The organism is Nocardia puris, assembly GCF_036051655.1.
GTDB classification, from domain to species: Bacteria; Actinomycetota; Actinomycetes; order Mycobacteriales; family Mycobacteriaceae; genus Nocardia; species Nocardia puris.
In genome coordinates this window covers 5,413,741-5,430,814 of record NZ_CP107943.1, presented here as the reverse complement: position 1 = coordinate 5,430,814, position 17,074 = coordinate 5,413,741, and the positions used below count along the sequence as shown (strand labels likewise).

Genomic DNA, 17,074 nt, shown 5'->3' with positions numbered 1-17,074 from the left:
CTCCCTATCCGGAGATCCGTATACCGGGGTCGATCCCCCAGATCGACAGCGTGAGAAGAAGATTCGCGAAGACGACGACGATGATCGCCACCTTGATGGCCCGCCCCGCCGCCACGCCGACCCCTTCGGGCCCGCCCGCGGCGACGAAGCCGTAATAGCACTGGATGAACGTGGTGAGCAGGACGAACACCACCACCTTGAGCGCCGACCAGGCGATGTCGGCGGGGTTCAGGAACTGGTGGAAGTAGTGGTCGTAGGTGCCCAGCGTGGTGCCGCCGAGGAAATACACCGCCACCTTCGTCGTCAGGTAGGCCACGGCCAGGCCGATGCTGTACAGCGGCAGGATCGCGACCAGCGCGGCCAGCATGCGGGTGGTGATCAGGTACGGCAGCGGGCGGATCGCGATCGACTCGAGCGCGTCGATCTCCTCGGAGATGCGCATCGAACCGATCTGGGCGGTGAACCGGCATCCGGCCTGCGCGGCGAACGCCAGCGTCGCGAGCAGCGGCGCGAGTTCCCTGGTGGTCGCGAAACCGGAGACCGCGCCGGTGAGCGGGCTCATGGTCAGCAGATCGAGCGCCGTGTGCGACTCCATCCCGACGGTGATGCCGCCGAACCCGCACAGGATGAGCACCACTCCGGCGGTGCCGCCACCGACGACCAGCGACCCGTTGCCCCAGGTGACATCGGTGATCAGGCGCAGCACCTCGCGGCGGTAGTGCCGCAGCACGAACGGGATCGCCGCCACGGTCTGCCAGAGCATCAGGCCCTGGTGCCCGAGTCGCACCGCGGCGCCGTACGGGACGCCGGCCACGGGGCGCAGCCACCGCAGCGGACGGGCCACGGGCGGAACGTAATTCGCCATCTCAGATCACCCGGCTCGGGAAGAAGGTGTTGTAGAGCTGGGTGAGGACGATGTTCGCCGCGAACAGCACGATCGCGGAGTTCACCACCGCCGAGTTCACCGCGTTCGCGACGCCGCCCGGCCCGCCCTGGGTGTCCAGGCCCGTATCGCAGGCGATGATCGCGGCCAGCGCACCGAAGATCATCGCCTTCACGATCGCCACCACGAGGTCGGCGGCGACCGCGAACGACGCGAAGGTACTGATATAGGAGCCAGGTGTCCCAGACTGCATGTAGACGTTGAACGCGTAGCCGGTCGCGAAGCCGACGAACACCACCATCGCGCACAACAAGGCGCTCACCAGGACCGCCGCGGCGAGGCGCGGGGCGACCAGCCTGCGGATCGGGTCGACGCCCATCACGACCATGGCGTCGATCTCCTCGCGGATGGTGCGCGACCCGAGATCCGCGCAGATCGCGGACCCGACCGCGCCCGCGATCATCAGACAGGTCACCAGCGGCGCGCCCTGGCGGATGATGCCCAGCCCGTTGACCGCGCCGATGAACGTGGTCGCGCCGACCTGGCTCACCAGCGAACCGACCTGGATGGAGACCACCACGGCGATCGGCACGGCCACCAGCAACGTCGGCGTGGCGGCCACGTTCGCCATGAAGGCGAACTGTTTAACGAACTCCCGCAAGGGAAATCGACGGCGGGCGATCGAGGTGACGACCTCCGCCGACGCCCGCCCCGTCATGATCAGCTGCCTGCCCGCGGTCCGTACCGAGCGACGGGGATGGTCGCGCCAATAGTCGCGCCCGAAGTTCAGCACGCGTTCGCGATCGGTGTAGATCGGCACAGTCACCGGACCAGTCCCCTCCGTCGGAGCACGCGGGCGCCCGCGCCGCGGCGGGACATCCCAGGAGCTACGGCTCCGTAGTACTCAATAGCTACGCGACCGTAGAAATGTGACTCAGACAATAACAAGGCAGTGGTGTGACCGCTACCCCGAATCGACGAGAACAGGTCCGATCAAGGCACGAGAAAGACGCGACCGTGCGGATCGCGAGAAAGTGACTCAGATAGTGAGTGCGTTTTACCGCCGGTGGACCCGCGCGCGGACGTGCTCGGTGAACTCGCCCGTGGTGGCGAGCCCGCCCAGATCGGCCGTCGCGATGCCCGCCGCGAACGTCGCGGCCACCGCGCGGTCGATGCGATCGGCCGCCGCCCGCAGCGCGGCGTCGTCGTCGCGAGTCGCCAACCACCGCAACAACATCGCCGCGGACAGTTGCAGCGCCACCGGGTTCGCGCGGTTGCGCCCGGCGAGGGTGGGCGCCGCGCCGTGCACGGCCTGCGCCATCGCGCGGGTGTCGGAGCAGTTCAGCGAGGCGGCGGTGCCGAGTGATCCGCTCAGTTCGCCCGCCAGGTCGGAGAGGATGTCGCCGAAGAGGTTCTCGGTCACCAGCACGTCGTAGTCGGCGGCCGCGCGCACCAGATGCGCCGCGACGGCATCGACGTGCTCGTCGTCGACGGCGACCTCGGGGTAACCGCGCGCGACCTCGTAGCAGACGTCGCGGAACAACCCCATCGTCATCGGCAACACGTTGGCTTTGTGCACGATGGTCAAGCGCTTGCGCCGCGTCGCCGCCAAACGGAGAGCGGCGTGCGCGATCCGCTCGCAGGCCTGCCGCGTGACGACGCCGACCGACATCGCCACGTCGGGCGTCGGACGGAACTCACCGGAGCCGGCGAACATATTGCGGTCGGCGTAGAAGCCTTCGCTGTTCTCGCGCACGATCACCAGGTCGATATCGGGCGACATCGCCCGCACGCCCTCGAACGCGCGGGCCGGGCGGATGTTCGCGAACAGCCCGTACCGTTTGCGAATGGCGCCGCCGGGCGCGACGCCGCCGCGGTGTTCGAGCGGGTAGGCGACGTTGTCGTGCGGGCCGAGGATCCAGGCGTCGAGGTCTTCCAGCGCGGTGAGGGTGTGCTCGGGCAGCGGGTCGCCGAACTCCTCGATGGCGCGCAAGCCCATCGGCAGCTCCACCCAGTCGATCGGCGCCGCGCCCGTCACGGCGATCGCCTCGTCCACGACCGCCCTGGTCGCGCGCACCACTTCGGGACCGATCCCGTCACCCTCGATCAGGCCCAGCCGCCTGACACCCTTCGCACCGCTCACCGCGTCATCCTCCCGCCCGTGCCTCGGCGTCACCGAACCGGCCCACCGGGGCGGGCCGGAAACGCTACCTTGTGAGCATCATGGTGCAGTCGGTCGAATTGCTGGTGGACGACGCGGCCGAGGCGGAGATCCGGCGCCAATGGGACCTGCTCGCCGAGGCGGGCGTCACCAGCCTGGCGGCGACGAAGTCCGAGACCCATCGCCCGCACATCACGGTCGCGGTGGCGAAGCAGATCTGGCCGCGCCTCGACACCGAGCTGGAGCGGATGGAGTTCCGTCCGTTCCCGGTGCGGATCGGCGGGGTGCTGGTGTTCGGGGCGCGCCACCCGATCCTGGTGCGGGCGGTGGTGCCCAGCGAACAGCTGCTGGCGGTGCACCGGCGGGTGTCCGGCATCGTCGCGCCGTGTCCGGGCGTGCCGGGGAATCTGCGGCCCGACGCGTGGACTCCGCACCTCACGCTGGCGCGGCGGGTGCCCGCGCGCCTGCTCGGCGACGCGATACACGCCGTGGCCGCGGATCGCGATTTCACCGCCACGATCGTGGGTATCCGGCGGTGGGACGGCGACCATCGGCGCGCCTGGCCGGTGGCCCGTGGAAGATAAGGGACACGCCGGGCGTTACAGCTGGCGACACACGACACGAGAGGACGTCATGGCCACCCAGACCCTGACCCAGCAGAATTTCGATGAGATCGTCACCGGAAACGACGTGGTACTCGTCGATTTCTGGGCGTCGTGGTGCGGTCCGTGCCGCAGTTTCGCGCCGACGTTCGAGGCCTCCTCGGAGAAGCATCCCGACGTGGTGCACGGCAAGGTGGACACCGAGGCCGAGCAGGGCCTCGCGGCCGCCGCGAACATCCGCTCGATCCCCACCATCATGGCGTTCCGCGAGGGCGTGCTGGTGTTCGCGCAGCCGGGCGCGCTGCCGCCCGCCGCGCTCGAGGACCTCGTCACCCAGGTGAAGGGCCTGGACATGGACGAGGTGCGCAAGCAGATCGCCGAGCAGCAGCCCGCCGCGGAGTAACGCCGCACCGTGACACGCCGCGGGCCGCGCACCCCACCGGGTGCGCGGCCCGCGGCGTGTCAGGAGCCGAGCCGGTTGATCCCGGAAAGCATTGCGCGGACGGTGGATTCGGCGCCGTCGCCGGCCAGGGCCGCGCCCCAGCCGCGCTTGCCGTTGATCTCGCACCGGACGAATGTCGCGGTGCCCTCGGCGGTGCGGCGCTGGTGGAATTGCAGTATCTCGACCGGATAGCCCTCGTCGTAGAGCGCCGAGGTGAGCGCCGCCACCGGGCTGCCCGTGGTGGCCACGGTGCGCAGGCGGTCGGCGAACTCGAGCGTCGCGATGTATTCGGCGTTGCGGGCGCCGGGGGCGAAATCGCCGAGGCGGATCGGGCCGGCGTGCCCGCAGTAGCGGTCGTAGAACTCCGCCGGGCTCAGGCCGGCGGCTTCCGCGCGCAGCCCCTTGGGCGCGGCGGCGAGGAAGGTGTGGGTGTCAAGGGTCAGGGTGGTCATGGTCAGGTCAGGTCTTCCCGAAGAGAGTGTCGGCGGAGGGGACCAGCGGCAACACAGAAAAACAGCCCGCAGCGAGGGGGCCGGTCCGAATCAGACCCCGCTACGGCGGGTTACTACGAGAAGTCGCGCCTGCGCCACCATCGCGGTGAGCGGAAGAAGCGCGGCGCGGTCGCGGTCTGCGACACGGAGCGCTGCGCTGTGGCGGTAGGCGGGATTCGGCACGCGATCGAGAATAGGCACTCCGGGGCCCGATAGCAACCTCATTTCGCGCCGCGTTCGTCTACTCGCGAGTACCATCGCCGCAGCTCGCGGCCGAAATCCGCGAACGGCGGCGTGACGGGCGCCTCTCCGGCGACCGGCGCGCCACGCACCCCTGACGAGTGCGTGGCGCGCCGGTGTCCGCGGGGCGAAATCAGGTCGCCGCGACCAGTTCGTCCCGATTCCGGCGATTCGGCGCATTGTCCGGCGTGTCCGAATCCTCCGGCGTGTCGGATTTCGGGGGACGCGGGGCCTCCGCGCCGCGATGCCAACCCCACCGGTCGTACCCCACGGTGGCCGTGACGCCGAGCGCGACGCCGATGAGCAGACCCGCGAGCGTCATGCCCAGCCCCTGCCCGAGACCCGCCGACCAGTCGGCGTCGAAGAACAGGATGGTGCGCACCGCCAGGTAGATCTGGTGCATCGGCTCGAACGCGGCCATCTTCGCGATCCACTCCGGCGTGGCCTCCAGCGGGATGGTGCCCGCCGAGGAGGGCAGGCCCAGCACGACGAACACGATCAGGTTCACCATCAAACCGGCCGTGCCGAACGCCGCGAGCACCGACAGCGCGGTGCAGCCGACCGCGAAGATCGCCAGCGTGCCGTACAGCCACAGCAGCGGGCCGTTGCCGAGCGGGATGTCCAATGCCGTTGCCACACCGACGAATACGCCCGAGAGGATCGGCGCGCCGACGGCCGCCACCGCCCACTTCACGAGCAGCGTCCGGAAACGGGACATGCCGGTGGCCGGCGGGTGCACGAACCAGGGGCCGTACTCGGTGGGCGTGAAGCCGAGGGCGGAGTCGGTGAGGGTGTGGATGAGCATCGCGCCGGTGAAGCCGGCGAGCAGCAGGATCAGCGCGTAGAAGAACGCGACGAGCCCTTCCCCGGCCGCGTCGGGCATCGGGCGGTACGGACTGGTCACGACCTCGACCGGATCGGCGAGCACAAGCCTTGCGGCGCCGGGCATGTCGGCCGCAGCCCGGTCGGGCAGCGCGGCGCGGACCTGCTCGCCCAGCGTCGCGCCGACGGTGGTGTTGACCTGGTCGAGCGCGCGGTCGGCGATGCGCTGGGTGATGCCCGTGGTGAACGGGCCCACGCGCGGATTGGTGTACAGGGTGATGATCGGGCGTTCCACGTCGCCGGGCACCACGGCCGAGGCGCCGAGGATGGACAGCCGTTTCGTGAAATCGGACGGGATGACGATCGCGCCGTAGACCTCGCCGCTGCCCAGCTGCGCGCGGGCCGGGCCGAGGCCGAGCACGCGCAGATCGACCTTGTCCGAAGGGATTCCGGCCACCAGCGCGTCGGCGACCTGCGCGCCGACATTGCGCGACGCGCCGTCGGGACCGACGTCGCCGACGTCCTGGTTGACCAGGGCGATCGGGAAGCCGTGGAGGTTCTTCTCGGTGTTGCCCGCGTAGCCGAGGTACATCGTGGCGAGCAGTCCCGCGAACACCAGCAGCACCGCGAGGGGGGCGGTGAAGATCCGACTCTTCATGCAGGCAAATGTAGGCAGTGCCTACAAAGTAGTCAATGCCAACATGTTGTTATCCTGCCTACACCATGACGATCACCCGGACCCGCTCCTACCACCACGGCGACCTGCGCGCCGAGTTGTTGTCGCGCGCCGAGGCGACGCTGCGGGAGTCGGGGGTGGACGGTCTGTCACTGCGCGGGCTGGCCCGCGACATCGGCGTCAGCCACGGCGCGCCGACCCGGCATTTCAAGGATAAGCAGGCGCTGCTGGACGCCCTCGCCGTCTCCGGATTCGAACGCCTCGGCGCGGCCATCGAGTCGATCGAGGCGGAGGATTCGATCGGTGGGCGCGTCCGCGCCATGGCGCGCGCCTACCTGCGGTTCGCCACCGAGAACGCCGCGCTACTGGCCGTCATGTTCGCCCGCAGGCACAGCCCCGCCGCCACCGAGGCCATGACGCAGGCCGTCGACCGCGCGTTCGCCGCGCCGGTCGCGCTGATCACCGAGGCGCAGGCGCGCGGCGAGGTGGTCGCGGGCGACCCGCGCCGCATCGCGCTCTCAGCGGTGGCCGCGTTGCAGGGTCTGGCGACGTTCGTCGGGTCGGGGGTGGTGACGGCCGAGACCGCCGACGAACTGCTCGACGAGACCACCCGGCACATGCTGGACGGATTACGCCCGCGGCCCTGATCTGTTCACCGGCCATCGCCCGGGCCGCGGGCACCAGCCGCACGGGAGACACCGGTGCGCACCACGGCGTAGACGCACGCCGTGACGTACGACATGCCGACCAGCCACGTCGAACCGGGCGATGGGACGGCCCCAGGGTCACCGGCCCTCGTCCAGGTGGGAGTGGTCACCCGTCTCGAGGAACCGGTGCAGCGCGTCGGCGATCGAGGTCGCCGCGGTGGCGAAAGGGGTGAGGATCACGTCGGCGCCGGCGGCGCGGAGCTGGTCGATATCGTGCCGGGTGTGCGCGGTGAGCACGACGAGGCCGTCGTACCGGTGGTGGCGAAGGTTGTGCAGCAACGTGAGGTTGATCTCCAGCGTGGGGATGGCACTGATGACCGTCCGCGCGCGGGCCAGCGGCAGGTGCTCCAGAAAGTGGATGTCGTCCGCACTGCCGAACACCGCGGTGACCCCGTCGCGCTTGACCGTGGCGATCGTCCGAGGATCGAAGTCGACCCCGAGGACGCGGTGGCCGGTCTCGGCCAGGCGAGCGGCCACATGGCTGCCGAATCGACCCAGCCCATAGAGGATCACCTCGTAGTCCCCCGCTTCGGCGGGAAGCTCCCCGGCTCGGGTCCCGGTGCGGTCGAACACGCCGAGCCAGCGGTGAATGCGCTGGTAGATCTGATGTGAGTACGTGATCAGGTAGGTGGAGCCGCCGATGGTGATCAGCCCGACGACGGTGATCAGGCTGACCGTGGCGTTGGTGATGTGCCCGAGCCCGAGCCCGAGCGCGGCCAGGATGAGGGAGAATTCGGAGATCTGGGCCACGGTGAGCCCGGCGAGGAACCCGACACGAACCGGGTAGCGCATGGCGCTCATGATCGCGATGACGATCAGCGGGTTGCCGACGAGCACGAACAGAGAGAAGACCGCGGCTTCGGTGATCTGCTGAGTGGCGTTGCTGAACTCCAGCTTGGCACCGAGATCGAGAAAGAAGAACAGCAGCAGGAAGTCGCGCAGGCTGACCAGCCGGGCGCCGAGGGCGTCGCGGTAGGCGGTCTGGGCGAGCGAAACTCCGGCGAGGAAGGCACCGACCTCGGAACTGAAGCCGAGCCATTCGCTGAGTGCGGCGATCGCGACGGCATAAGCGACCCCGAACAGGACGAGCAATTCCTGAGACCGCGCGATGTGGTGCAGCAGCCAAGGCAGGACGTAGCGCATGAGCAGGCCAGTGCCGACCAGGAGGCCGAGCCCCTTGCCCAGGGTCGCGGCGATGCTCGAAGGCAGGTTGTCGCCGGCCGGCTGCCCGAAGGCCGTGAGCGCGATCATCACCAGGACCACGACGATGTCCTGGACGATGAGAAAACCGACGGCGATTCGCCCGTGGAGCTGGTCGAGTTCACGTTTGTCGGACAGCAGTTTGACGATGATGATCGTCGACGAGAAGGTGAGGGCGACCGCCACGTAGAGCGCGGTGACGCTGTCCATGCCGAGCGCGATCGCTATGAGATAGCCGAACACGGACGTGAACACGATCTGCCCGAGACCCGTGGCCAGGGCGACGGGCCCGGTGCTGCGGATCAGGTGCATGTCCAGCCGCAGCCCGACGAGGAACAGCAGGATCGCGATGCCCAGCCGGGCCAGCAGCTCGATCGTGCTGTCGGCGTCGACCCAGCCGGTGCCGACCGGGCCGACCAGTATCCCGACGCCGATGAACGCGACGATCATGGGCTGCCGCAGCCGGACCGCCACCATCCCGGCCGCTGCGGCGATGACGAGGATGATCGCGACCAGCTGGAACGCGTGCGGCTCCACGATCAGCCCCGCCCCGCGGCCCGCACGGCGGGCAGTACGCACGAGGCCACCGGATCGGTGCCGTGCTGCGCCTCGACCGGCGCCACCCCGCACACGGCGCGGCCCGCCAGGTCGGACACATCGGTCACGGCGAGCTTTCGGCGAGGCGGTGCGGTCGCCATCACCGTCACTCTACCGGCCGGTCGCGGCCGGCATGTGCCGGGCAGCGGGCAAGTGCGGCCGCCGATCAGCGGTGGGAACGACTGGCTCGGTCGCCGGGTGGGTGTGCGCGATCCCGCCGCATCAGCGGCGCGGGGCGGTCGTGCGCGCGCCGTCCCTCATGCCAGGGTTCATCGCGACGCCCCCTGCGCGGATGCCGTCCGACGAGCGGGGGCCGGATTGTTCCCGGGCTCGACGACGAGTACGGGGACCGGAGAGTGGCGGACCACGTCAGCGGAGACGCTGCCCAGTAGCCGCGTCGACAACCCGGGCCGGCGCCGACCGACGACGAGCACATCCATGTCCTGCTCCGCCGCGAAGCGCCGCAACGCCTCACCCGCGGGACCGGCCAGCACTTCGAATCGCACGGTTTCGCCCACGCCGCCTGCCACCGCCGCCGCGGCGGCCAGGCGCCTGGCGGCGGCATCGACCGCCGACTGCGAATCGTCCGAGGTCGCGTCGTAGCCGACCACCTCGGCCAGCACCAGCACGCCGCACCGGGACCCGAACAACCGTAGCGCCGCGGCCAGCACGCGTTCCGACTCCGCCGACCCATTCAGCCCCACCAGCACCCGGGGCCCGTCCGGCGTTCGCGACCGCGCCGCCGGTCCTCCGCCGGGCCCGGAGGTGGCCAACCTGGGATGGCGCTCCACTCGTTCCAGCGCGATCGGCACGAACAGCGGCCCGAACAATACGGCGAAGGGAATCCACATCGGATCGTGCCCGCGGCGGACCATCCATAATCCGGTCACCAACCCCGTGAGAATCCAGACGGCTGCGACGCTGAGGACAAGAGAAGCGTTCATGCCCCTACGGTCCTCTCTTCGCATCAGTGTCCGATACGTGCGAAGGGCCATGGTCCAGGGGACCAATGGTCTCTACCTGACGCGAACGCGACCGCACCGGCGTCGCGCCCGCGGCGGCGAGTCGACACCACCGCCCACCGGCGGGCAGATCGGCGTCGTTCGCGGCCGACCTGAAGGACGGCCGGGCCGGGCGCGCTCTCGCTGCGCGTGGGGGCCCGCGCCGCCCCGATGCGCGCGAGTCGACCGACCCATGGCATAGTGGACAGCGAGATCGTGCTCATCACAGAGATCCGCACGGCTCACCTACAAGAAAAGAAGTAGCACACAACATGGCTCAAGGCAGTGTGAAGTGGTTCAACGGCGAAAAGGGCTTCGGCTTCATCGCCCAAGACGGAGGCGGCCCTGACGTCTTCGTGCATTACTCGGCCGTCAGCGGCTCGGGATACAAGTCTCTCGAAGAGGGCCAGCGCGTAGAGTTCGAGGTCGGCCAGGGTCAGAAAGGCCCGCAGGCCCAGGATGTCCGCGCCCTCTGACACGGCGTGACAGAGTGAACGACCCCGCACTTCGGTGCGGGGTCGTTCTCGTTTCGGTCACCGTTTCCGGTTGTGCCTGCCGGGCATGTCCCGCAACGCGGTCAGAAGTCCCCGGCGGCCGGCCCTGTCTTGTCCGTTCGATTCGGGGATGGCGCGACCGTCGAACTTGCGCTCCGAAGCGGTTTCCGGTGCGTCGTCCGAAGTGGCCGTGAGGTAGCGATCCGGCGCGGCCAATTTGTGGACGGTGCGCAGGGTGAGCAGGTATTGCCGCGCCAGCGGGCCCGTCGTGTAAGGCAGATCGAATTTCTCGCAGAGTGCCCGCACGCGCACGGCGATGGCGGGATAGCGGTTGCTCGGCAGATCGGGGAACAGGTGGTGCTCGATCTGATGGCTGAGATGCCCGCTGAGGAAACCGAGCACGCGGCCGGCGTCGAAATTGGCAGTGCCCAGCATCTGGCGCAGGAACCACTCGCCCCTGGTCTCCGCCCCGAGGACTTCCGGGGTGAATTTCTCCGCACCGTCCGGGAAGTGCCCGCAGAAGATCACCAGGTAGGCCCACACGTTGCGCAGCACGTTGGCGGACGCGTCGGCGGCCAGCGTGCGCCGCCACCGCCTGCCACTCAACAGCGGGAACACGCCGTAGTCCTTGCGGGCCTGGCGCGCCATCTTGGCGACCATCGCCCTGGTATGCGCGCGCCGTTCGGACGCCGACGTGGTCCGGTCGAGTTCGGAGTACAGGCCGTGCAGCGCGATGCCCCACTCGAAAGTCACCGCGAGCAACAGGTTTTGGAACGGTTGCAGCAGAAAACGGGGCTGCCACGGCTGATCTCGTGTCACCCGCATGACGCCGAAGCCGATGTCGTCGTCCATGCCCACGATATTGGTGAAGACGTGGTGGCGGTAGTTGTGCGAGTACCGCCATTGCGAAGACAGGCCGGCCATGTCCCATTCCCACGTGCTGGAATGGATTTCGGGATCGTTCATCCAGTCCCACTGCCCGTGGGAGACGTTGTGGCCGATCTCCATGTTCTCGATGCTCTTGGCTGTGGCCAGCGCCAGCGTACCCGCCAGCCAGCCGCGGCGCGTCCTGCTCCGCGCGATGATCAACCGCGCGCCCACGTCGAGGAAGCGCTGGAACGCGATGGTGCGACGGATGTACGAGGCGTCGGCGGCGCCGAGGCTCTCGCGGACCTCACGCTCGATCGCGTCGAGTTCCCGTCCCAGGGATTCGACGTCGGCCGCATCGAGATGGGCGTAGGTCTTGATATCGGTGATCGCCACGGGCGTGTCCTCGGATCTGTGAGTTCGGGGGGCGACAGCGCCGGGTGCGGTGGCGTCAACGGCCGCGCGGGGCGGCCCCGGTGCGTCGTCCGCCGAACGGCGGTCTGCCCGCGCGGTCGGCGCGGGCACGGCTTTCCTCGTCGGGTGCGGCGAACAATGCGCGCAACCGGGCACCGAACGAGTGGAAGATCCTGCGTACGAAGGCGATACCCATCGGATGCTCCTGTCCTGCGAGCGCGCGATCGGCGGTGAGCATCGGCCGGGGCGGCATGCGCGTCGGTCGTGGCACCTGCCACGACCGCCCTCATGTCAACAGCGTAGACGAACCACGTTGACGCCGCTACCGGCGCCGGGCGCCCCGGACCGGAATCGTGGCGTTCAGGCCGGTCAGCAGGATGTCGAGGCCGCGTTCGAGCTCCGCCGCGCCGTCGTACACGGCGAGCACGGGTGCGAGTTTGCGCACCGTCGGGAACTCCGCCAGCGGCAGCCGGTACAGGCCGAGCCGCAGCACCTCGTCGGTCTCCTCGGGCTTCTCCACGACCTCCTGCAACTCGTTGAGGATGTGTCCGTACAGGAACGCGAACAGGGTGCGGTAGACGTGCAACGCCGCCGCGTCCTCGAAGCCCGCGCGCACGAGCAGGGTGAGCACCCCCTCGAGGGGCCGGGTCACCGACGGCGGCCGCAATCCCAGCGGCGTGCCGAGCGGCCGGGTGACCAGCAGCGGCACCACGTTCGGGTGCGCGAGCGCCAGTCGCCGGAATTCCCTTGCCACGACGCGCAATTGGTGCGCCCAGTCCGGATCGTCCACGTCGACCGTCAGATCCGCCAGCACCAGTTCGGCGACGCCGTCGAGCACCGCCGCCTTGTTGGGCAGGTGCCGGTAGATCACCATCGGATCGCGGTCCACGGCCTCGGCCAGCCTGCGCATCGACAGACCGTCGACGCCGTCGCGGTCGATGAGGCGCAGCGCGGTGGCCAGCACGGCGTCGCGGGTGACCGGGCGACGGGCGGCGCGCTTGTCGCCACGGCGGGCGGACGACACGGATGTGCTCGGCGATTCGGTCTGGCCCATGGGTGCGCGCTACCTCCTGTTGTAGATCTACAACGTTGACATACGCCGCCGAGCAGTGTCTACTGGAGCCGTCGACCGCGCCGCGTGGACGCGAGCGGTCACGGGGAACGCGGACCGGGGCGAGTGGGGATACACGCCTCGTTTCCACCGCGGATCAGCGATATCACGGCCCGGCCCGCCACACTGCGCACGCCATCGCCGTGCGGGCGACTAGCGCACTGCCGAATCCCGTAGCAGCGCCGACCCGGGGACCACCTCGGGAACCATGACCCACCTCCGCGCCCCGCGCGGACACGCACCACACCGCGGAGCACCTCGAATGCCCCGCGCATCCGAACCGGCCCTGAGCGGCCACCTAGTCGGCGACACGAATCGCCATACCGAAAGGACTCACCGTGAACGAACACGACGAGACCACCTTGTTCAGCCACGTCCCCACCCCGCCCGAGCCCTACACGGCGACGGCGCGCGATCACCACCGCCCCACCTTCTTGAGCCCGCGCACGGACGAGGCGAAGCAGGGCGCGCGGTAGTCCTCCCGAGCGCCGAGCACGAGCCCCGCGCTACTCGCCCGGATGTGGGCGAACTACGACTACACCCGTCTCGACGACGAACTCACGACCTTCCTGGTGCGCGAAGCCGAATGGATCCAGCACAACCAGAACGTGGGCCGGGGCATCACCGCCGACTCCGCCTTCTTCGCGCGGTCACTGAACACGGCCTTCCTGACCCAGGCTCAGGCGCGACAGTGAACCGAAGGGCCGCGTCGAACCGCGATCCCAGGTGGCCGGAGCCGGTATGTATACAGGACAGCTGACCGCTACGGCTCGATCCAGGAAGGAACGCCCTGACCCGCCGCGATCCCCGATTTCATCCGCGCCGGATGAGGTGGGGGCCGTCCGGGGCTGGGAGGCTGCGAGGTCTACCCGTTCCTCGGTGAAAGGCTGATCATGGCGTATGCGGCGCAACCTCAGCAGCAGCCCGTGGGGCGAGGCATCGCGGCCGTCGTCTCGGTCATGGCGGCGTCGTTCCTGCTGGCGGCCGGATTGCTGTCACTGTTCCAGGGGATCTCGGCGGTCGCGGACGACCGGATCTTCACGGCGGCGCCTCGGTACCTGTACCGGTTCGACGTCACCACGTGGGGCTGGATTCATGTGGCGCTCGGCGGGCTGTTCATCCTGACGGCCGCCGGGCTGCTGGTGGGCCGGGCGTGGGCGCGGGTGATCGCGATCGTGCTCGCGGCGCTCTCGATCGTCGGGAATTTCCTGTGGCTGCCCTACTACCCGTGGTGGTCGGTCACCGTGATCGTGCTCGACGTCGTGGTGATCTGGGCGCTGTCCACCTGGCGACCGGATCAGATGTAGTCCCCCCCGGCGCGGCCCGGACTCACCCGGATCGGGTGAGCTCACCCGCCGACCCGCCGCCCCACGGTGTGCACGATCACGACCGTGGGGTCCCACGGCACCAGATCGTCGACCGCGCCTTGCAGGTCGGCGAGCGGGGGCAGCGGTTCGGGTCCGAGGATCGACACGGTGGCCGTGTCACCGGACAGCGTCACGTCGACGACCTCCGCGCCGGGCGCCTCGCGCAACCAGTCGCGGGCGGCGTCGGCGATCTGGCTCGCCCACAGCGTCGACAGCGAATTCAGCACCATCGGCACGGCGACCAGCACCAACGCCGCCGCCAGCACCGCGTACGCCCGTCCACGCCGCGCCGTGCCCGCACCCGCCTCGCCCGGATAGCCGGCGACCACCAGCACCACCGTGGTGGTGATGATCATCGCGACGGCGTTCGACGCGAACAGCACGAACGCGCCGACCGCCAGCGCGGGCGCCCCCGAGCCGAGGCACACCCCCACCACGCCCAGCGGCGGCACCAGCGAGATCGCGATCGCGACGCCGGGCAGCACATCGCCGACGTCGCGGCGGGTGGCCGCGACCGCCGCGACGAGTCCGGTGGCGATCGCCGCGGTGAGGTCCATCAGTTTCGGCGAGGTCCGGCCGAGGACCTGCGCGTTCGACAGCACGTGCACCGGATTCGGCAGGAACTGCGCCATCAGGACGCCCAACGCGACCACGAGCAGGACCCCCGCGACCACCAGCAGGATGCTCCGGCCGATCAGCGACGCGCGGCCGGTGGCGATGCCGAGCCCCACGCCCAGGATCGGCACCGAAAGCGGCGCGACGATCATCGCGCCGATCACGGTCGCCGTCGAGTCCCCGATCACCCCCGAGATCGCGATCACCGCCGACAGCACCAGCATGATCCAGAAGGCCGACCGTTTGGCCCGGGTGTCGCCTGCGGCGAGGTCGAGGCGATCGGTCAGCTCGTCCAGCGTGCGGCGCTGACCCGGCGGAATCAGATTCCGCGTCGCGCGCCATCCCTCGGTGCGGCTGCTCACGGACTTCATCGTGCCGGGACCCACCGGCCGCGAAATCACCCGTGAGAGGTGATCCCGGAGCGCGTGCCCGGTCGTAGCGTGAGCCCGGACCAGGTCCCGCGCGGTCCGGGCGCCGGCGCGCCGCACGCGGACGGAGCAGCGCAGCGTCCCGACACTCGAACAGGAGACAGCGATGACCGCGAATCTGGACTACGGCGACACCACCGATTTCGCCAACGCCACCAGAGGGTTGGTCGCGCGCTTCGACCCCCCGGCGATCACCGCCGCCGATGGGCGCGTGATCTGGGACGTGCGGGCCTACGACTTCCTCACCGGGGACTGTCCGCCCACCGCCAACCCGAGCCTGTGGCGACAGGCGCAACTGTGCAACGAGCAGGGACTGTTCGAGGTGACCGAGGGCATCTACCAGGTGCGCAACCTCGATCTGTCGAACATGACGCTGGTCGAGGGGCGCGAGGGCGTCATCGTGATCGATCCGCTCATCTCCGCCGAGACCGCCGCCGCCGCGCTGGATCTCTACCGGCGGCACCGGGGCGACCGGCCGGTCACCGGCTTGATCTACACGCACTCGCACGCCGATCACTTCGGCGGCGCGCGCGGCGTGGTCCCGGAGGGGCACGCGCCCGTGCCGATCGTGGCGCCCGCGGGCTTCCTCGAGCACGCGGCCAGCGAGAACGTGTACGCGGGCAACGCGATGACCCGCCGGGCGATCTTCATGTACGGCGCGGGACTGGCGAAGGCGCCCGACGGCCAGATCGGATGCGGCCTCGGGATGACCACCTCGACGGGCACCGTCACGCTGATCCCGCCCACCCTCGACATCACCCGCACCGGGCAGGAGGAGGAGATCGACGGCGTGCGCATCGTCTTCCAGCTCACGCCCGGCACGGAGGCCCCCGCCGAGATGAACTTCCTGTTCCCCGACCGGCGCGCGCTCTGCACGGCGGAGAACGCGACCCACAACATGCACAACGTGCTCACCCTGCGCGGCGCGCTGGTGCGCGACTCCCGGGTGTGGGCCGCCTACCTCGACGAGGCGATCGCGCTGTTCGCCGACCACGCCGACGTCGCGTTCGCCTCGCACCACTGGCCCACGTGGGGGCAGCGGGAGTGGACGCAATGGCTTGCCGGACAACGCGATATGTACGCCTACCTGCACGACCAGACCCTGCGCCTGACCAACCGCGGCCTCACCGGTCCCGAGATCGCCGAACAGCTGACCTTGCCGCCCGCGCTGGACGCACTGTGGGCCAACCGCGGCTACTACGGCTCGTTGAGTCACAACGTGAAAGCCGTCTATCAGCGGTATATGGGGTGGTTCGACGGCAACCCCGCCCACCTGTGGGAGCACCCGCCCGTCGAGACGGCGCGGCGATACGTCGCCGACTACGGCGGGATCCCGGCGGTGATCGACAAGGCCACCGAGTACGCGCGCGGCGGCGACCCACGATTCGCGGCGACCCTGCTCAATCACGCGGTGTTCGCCGAACCGGGCAACGAGGGCGCCCGCCGGGCGCTGGCCGACGTCTACGATCAGCTCGGCCACGGCGCCGAGAACGGCCCCTGGCGCAACTTCTATCTCGTCGGCGCGGCCGAATTGCGTTCCGGGCCCACGCCGGTCGATATCGACACCACCGATCCCGCCATGATGATGGCGCTGACCGTCGACATGATCATCGACTCCATGGCCGTGCGCATCGACGGGCCCCGCGCCGCCGACACCGGATTCGTCATGGACTGGCATCTCACCGACGAGAATCGCGTTGTGCGCCTGCGGCTTTCCCACGGCGCGCTCACCCACCGCACGGCGAGCCCGAACGCTCCCCTGCGTGGCGATCCTGACGTCACGCTCACGCTCACCAAAGCGAGCCTGGTCGCGGCGCTGACGGGTCAGGGGATGGACGGGATCGAGGTCGAAGGGGACGAGAAGCTGCTCAGTACCTTGCTGTCGCTGCTGGAGACGCCGGATCCGCGGTTCGATATCGTCACGCCGTGAAGGCCGATCACCGGCGAGGGGATGTT

Annotated in this window: 20 protein-coding genes; 8 read left to right on the top strand and 12 right to left on the bottom strand. The window is 69.6% G+C overall.

Annotation, left to right across the window (positions count from 1 at the left end; genetic code table 11):
* Window positions 1-4: 4 nt before the first annotated feature.
* The 3 genes from OHB21_RS24985 to OHB21_RS24975 form a co-directional block, all read right to left on the bottom strand.
* A complete protein-coding gene (locus OHB21_RS24985) occupies window positions 5-865 on the bottom strand; it encodes an MlaE family ABC transporter permease (protein WP_067507064.1) in 861 nt (286 codons plus the stop codon).
* Window position 866: 1 nt separating this feature from the next.
* On the bottom strand, window positions 867-1,709 hold the full coding sequence (locus tag OHB21_RS24980; protein WP_195125837.1) for an MlaE family ABC transporter permease: 843 nt from the start codon (window positions 1,707-1,709) through the stop codon (window positions 867-869).
* A gap of 231 nt (window positions 1,710-1,940) precedes the next feature.
* Window positions 1,941-3,026 (bottom strand): isocitrate/isopropylmalate dehydrogenase family protein, encoded by a 1,086-nt coding sequence (locus OHB21_RS24975; RefSeq protein ID WP_067507071.1) that lies wholly within the window; start codon window positions 3,024-3,026, stop codon window positions 1,941-1,943.
* 80 nt (window positions 3,027-3,106) lie between these two features.
* Between OHB21_RS24975 and OHB21_RS24970 the strand changes: the two genes are divergently transcribed.
* Window positions 3,107-3,628: a 2'-5' RNA ligase family protein gene (locus OHB21_RS24970; protein WP_067507193.1), complete on the top strand. Its 522-nt coding sequence runs from the start codon at window positions 3,107-3,109 to the stop codon at window positions 3,626-3,628.
* 49 nt (window positions 3,629-3,677) lie between these two features.
* Window positions 3,678-4,049, top strand: a complete 372-nt coding sequence (gene trxA, locus OHB21_RS24965) for a thioredoxin (RefSeq protein ID WP_067507075.1) — start codon at window positions 3,678-3,680, stop codon at window positions 4,047-4,049.
* A gap of 59 nt (window positions 4,050-4,108) precedes the next feature.
* Here trxA and OHB21_RS24960 read toward each other — a convergent pair whose 3' ends face one another.
* Window positions 4,109-4,540 (bottom strand): 2-isopropylmalate synthase, encoded by a 432-nt coding sequence (locus tag OHB21_RS24960; RefSeq protein ID WP_067507077.1) that lies wholly within the window; start codon window positions 4,538-4,540, stop codon window positions 4,109-4,111.
* A 412-nt stretch (window positions 4,541-4,952) separates the two neighbouring features.
* Window positions 4,953-6,299: a YhgE/Pip domain-containing protein gene (locus OHB21_RS24955; RefSeq protein WP_195125836.1), complete on the bottom strand. Its 1,347-nt coding sequence runs from the start codon at window positions 6,297-6,299 to the stop codon at window positions 4,953-4,955.
* 65 nt (window positions 6,300-6,364) lie between these two features.
* On the opposite strand from OHB21_RS24955, the gene OHB21_RS24950 reads away from it, so the two are divergent.
* On the top strand, window positions 6,365-6,964 hold the full coding sequence (locus OHB21_RS24950) for a TetR/AcrR family transcriptional regulator (RefSeq protein ID WP_067507083.1): 600 nt from the start codon (window positions 6,365-6,367) through the stop codon (window positions 6,962-6,964).
* Between the two features lie 138 nt (window positions 6,965-7,102).
* Here the strand turns inward: OHB21_RS24950 and OHB21_RS24945 are convergent, their stop codons facing one another.
* The 3 genes from OHB21_RS24945 to OHB21_RS24935 form a co-directional block, all read right to left on the bottom strand.
* On the bottom strand, window positions 7,103-8,803 hold the full coding sequence (locus OHB21_RS24945; protein ID WP_324192136.1) for a cation:proton antiporter: 1,701 nt from the start codon (window positions 8,801-8,803) through the stop codon (window positions 7,103-7,105).
* Window positions 8,764-8,922, bottom strand: a complete 159-nt coding sequence (locus OHB21_RS24940) for a hypothetical protein (protein ID WP_157115814.1) — start codon at window positions 8,920-8,922, stop codon at window positions 8,764-8,766. The genes OHB21_RS24945 and OHB21_RS24940 overlap by 40 nt, the downstream gene beginning before the upstream one ends.
* Window positions 8,923-9,090: 168 nt before the next feature.
* Window positions 9,091-9,765, bottom strand: coding sequence for a universal stress protein (locus OHB21_RS24935; RefSeq protein WP_067507086.1), 675 nt, complete (start codon window positions 9,763-9,765; stop codon window positions 9,091-9,093).
* Window positions 9,766-10,094: 329 nt separating this feature from the next.
* Between OHB21_RS24935 and OHB21_RS24930 the strand changes: the two genes are divergently transcribed.
* Window positions 10,095-10,298, top strand: a complete 204-nt coding sequence (locus tag OHB21_RS24930) for a cold-shock protein (protein ID WP_084537471.1) — start codon at window positions 10,095-10,097, stop codon at window positions 10,296-10,298.
* Window positions 10,299-10,355: 57 nt separating this feature from the next.
* Here OHB21_RS24930 and OHB21_RS24925 read toward each other — a convergent pair whose 3' ends face one another.
* The 3 genes from OHB21_RS24925 to OHB21_RS24915 all read right to left on the bottom strand — a co-directional run bounded on the left by OHB21_RS24925 (window position 10,356) and on the right by OHB21_RS24915 (window position 12,651).
* Window positions 10,356-11,579 carry a fatty acid desaturase family protein gene (locus OHB21_RS24925; RefSeq protein WP_067507093.1) on the bottom strand — a complete coding sequence of 408 codons (1,224 nt, stop codon included), beginning with the start codon at window positions 11,577-11,579 and terminating at the stop codon, window positions 10,356-10,358.
* A 55-nt stretch (window positions 11,580-11,634) separates the two neighbouring features.
* Window positions 11,635-11,793, bottom strand: coding sequence for a hypothetical protein (locus tag OHB21_RS24920; RefSeq protein ID WP_157115815.1), 159 nt, complete (start codon window positions 11,791-11,793; stop codon window positions 11,635-11,637).
* 126 nt (window positions 11,794-11,919) lie between these two features.
* Window positions 11,920-12,651 carry a TetR/AcrR family transcriptional regulator gene (locus tag OHB21_RS24915; RefSeq protein ID WP_067507100.1) on the bottom strand — a complete coding sequence of 244 codons (732 nt, stop codon included), beginning with the start codon at window positions 12,649-12,651 and terminating at the stop codon, window positions 11,920-11,922.
* A gap of 395 nt (window positions 12,652-13,046) precedes the next feature.
* On the opposite strand from OHB21_RS24915, the gene OHB21_RS24910 reads away from it, so the two are divergent.
* The 3 genes from OHB21_RS24910 (at window position 13,047) to OHB21_RS24900 (ending at window position 14,015) form a co-directional block, all read left to right on the top strand.
* Window positions 13,047-13,184 carry a hypothetical protein gene (locus OHB21_RS24910; protein WP_157115816.1) on the top strand — a complete coding sequence of 46 codons (138 nt, stop codon included), beginning with the start codon at window positions 13,047-13,049 and terminating at the stop codon, window positions 13,182-13,184.
* A 42-nt stretch (window positions 13,185-13,226) separates the two neighbouring features.
* Window positions 13,227-13,403, top strand: a complete 177-nt coding sequence (locus OHB21_RS24905) for a hypothetical protein (protein ID WP_195125835.1) — start codon at window positions 13,227-13,229, stop codon at window positions 13,401-13,403.
* 198 nt (window positions 13,404-13,601) lie between these two features.
* The gene (locus OHB21_RS24900) at window positions 13,602-14,015 is read left to right on the top strand and encodes a DUF7144 family membrane protein (RefSeq protein ID WP_067507103.1); all 414 of its coding nucleotides are present in this window, start codon (window positions 13,602-13,604) and stop codon (window positions 14,013-14,015) included.
* 41 nt (window positions 14,016-14,056) lie between these two features.
* Here OHB21_RS24900 and OHB21_RS24895 read toward each other — a convergent pair whose 3' ends face one another.
* Complete coding sequence (locus OHB21_RS24895) at window positions 14,057-15,052, bottom strand: DUF389 domain-containing protein (RefSeq protein WP_232331697.1); 996 nt, start codon at window positions 15,050-15,052, stop codon at window positions 14,057-14,059.
* Between the two features lie 172 nt (window positions 15,053-15,224).
* On the opposite strand from OHB21_RS24895, the gene OHB21_RS24890 reads away from it, so the two are divergent.
* Window positions 15,225-17,048 (top strand): alkyl/aryl-sulfatase, encoded by a 1,824-nt coding sequence (locus OHB21_RS24890; RefSeq protein ID WP_067507202.1) that lies wholly within the window; start codon window positions 15,225-15,227, stop codon window positions 17,046-17,048.
* The last annotated feature ends 26 nt before the right edge of the window (window positions 17,049-17,074 follow it).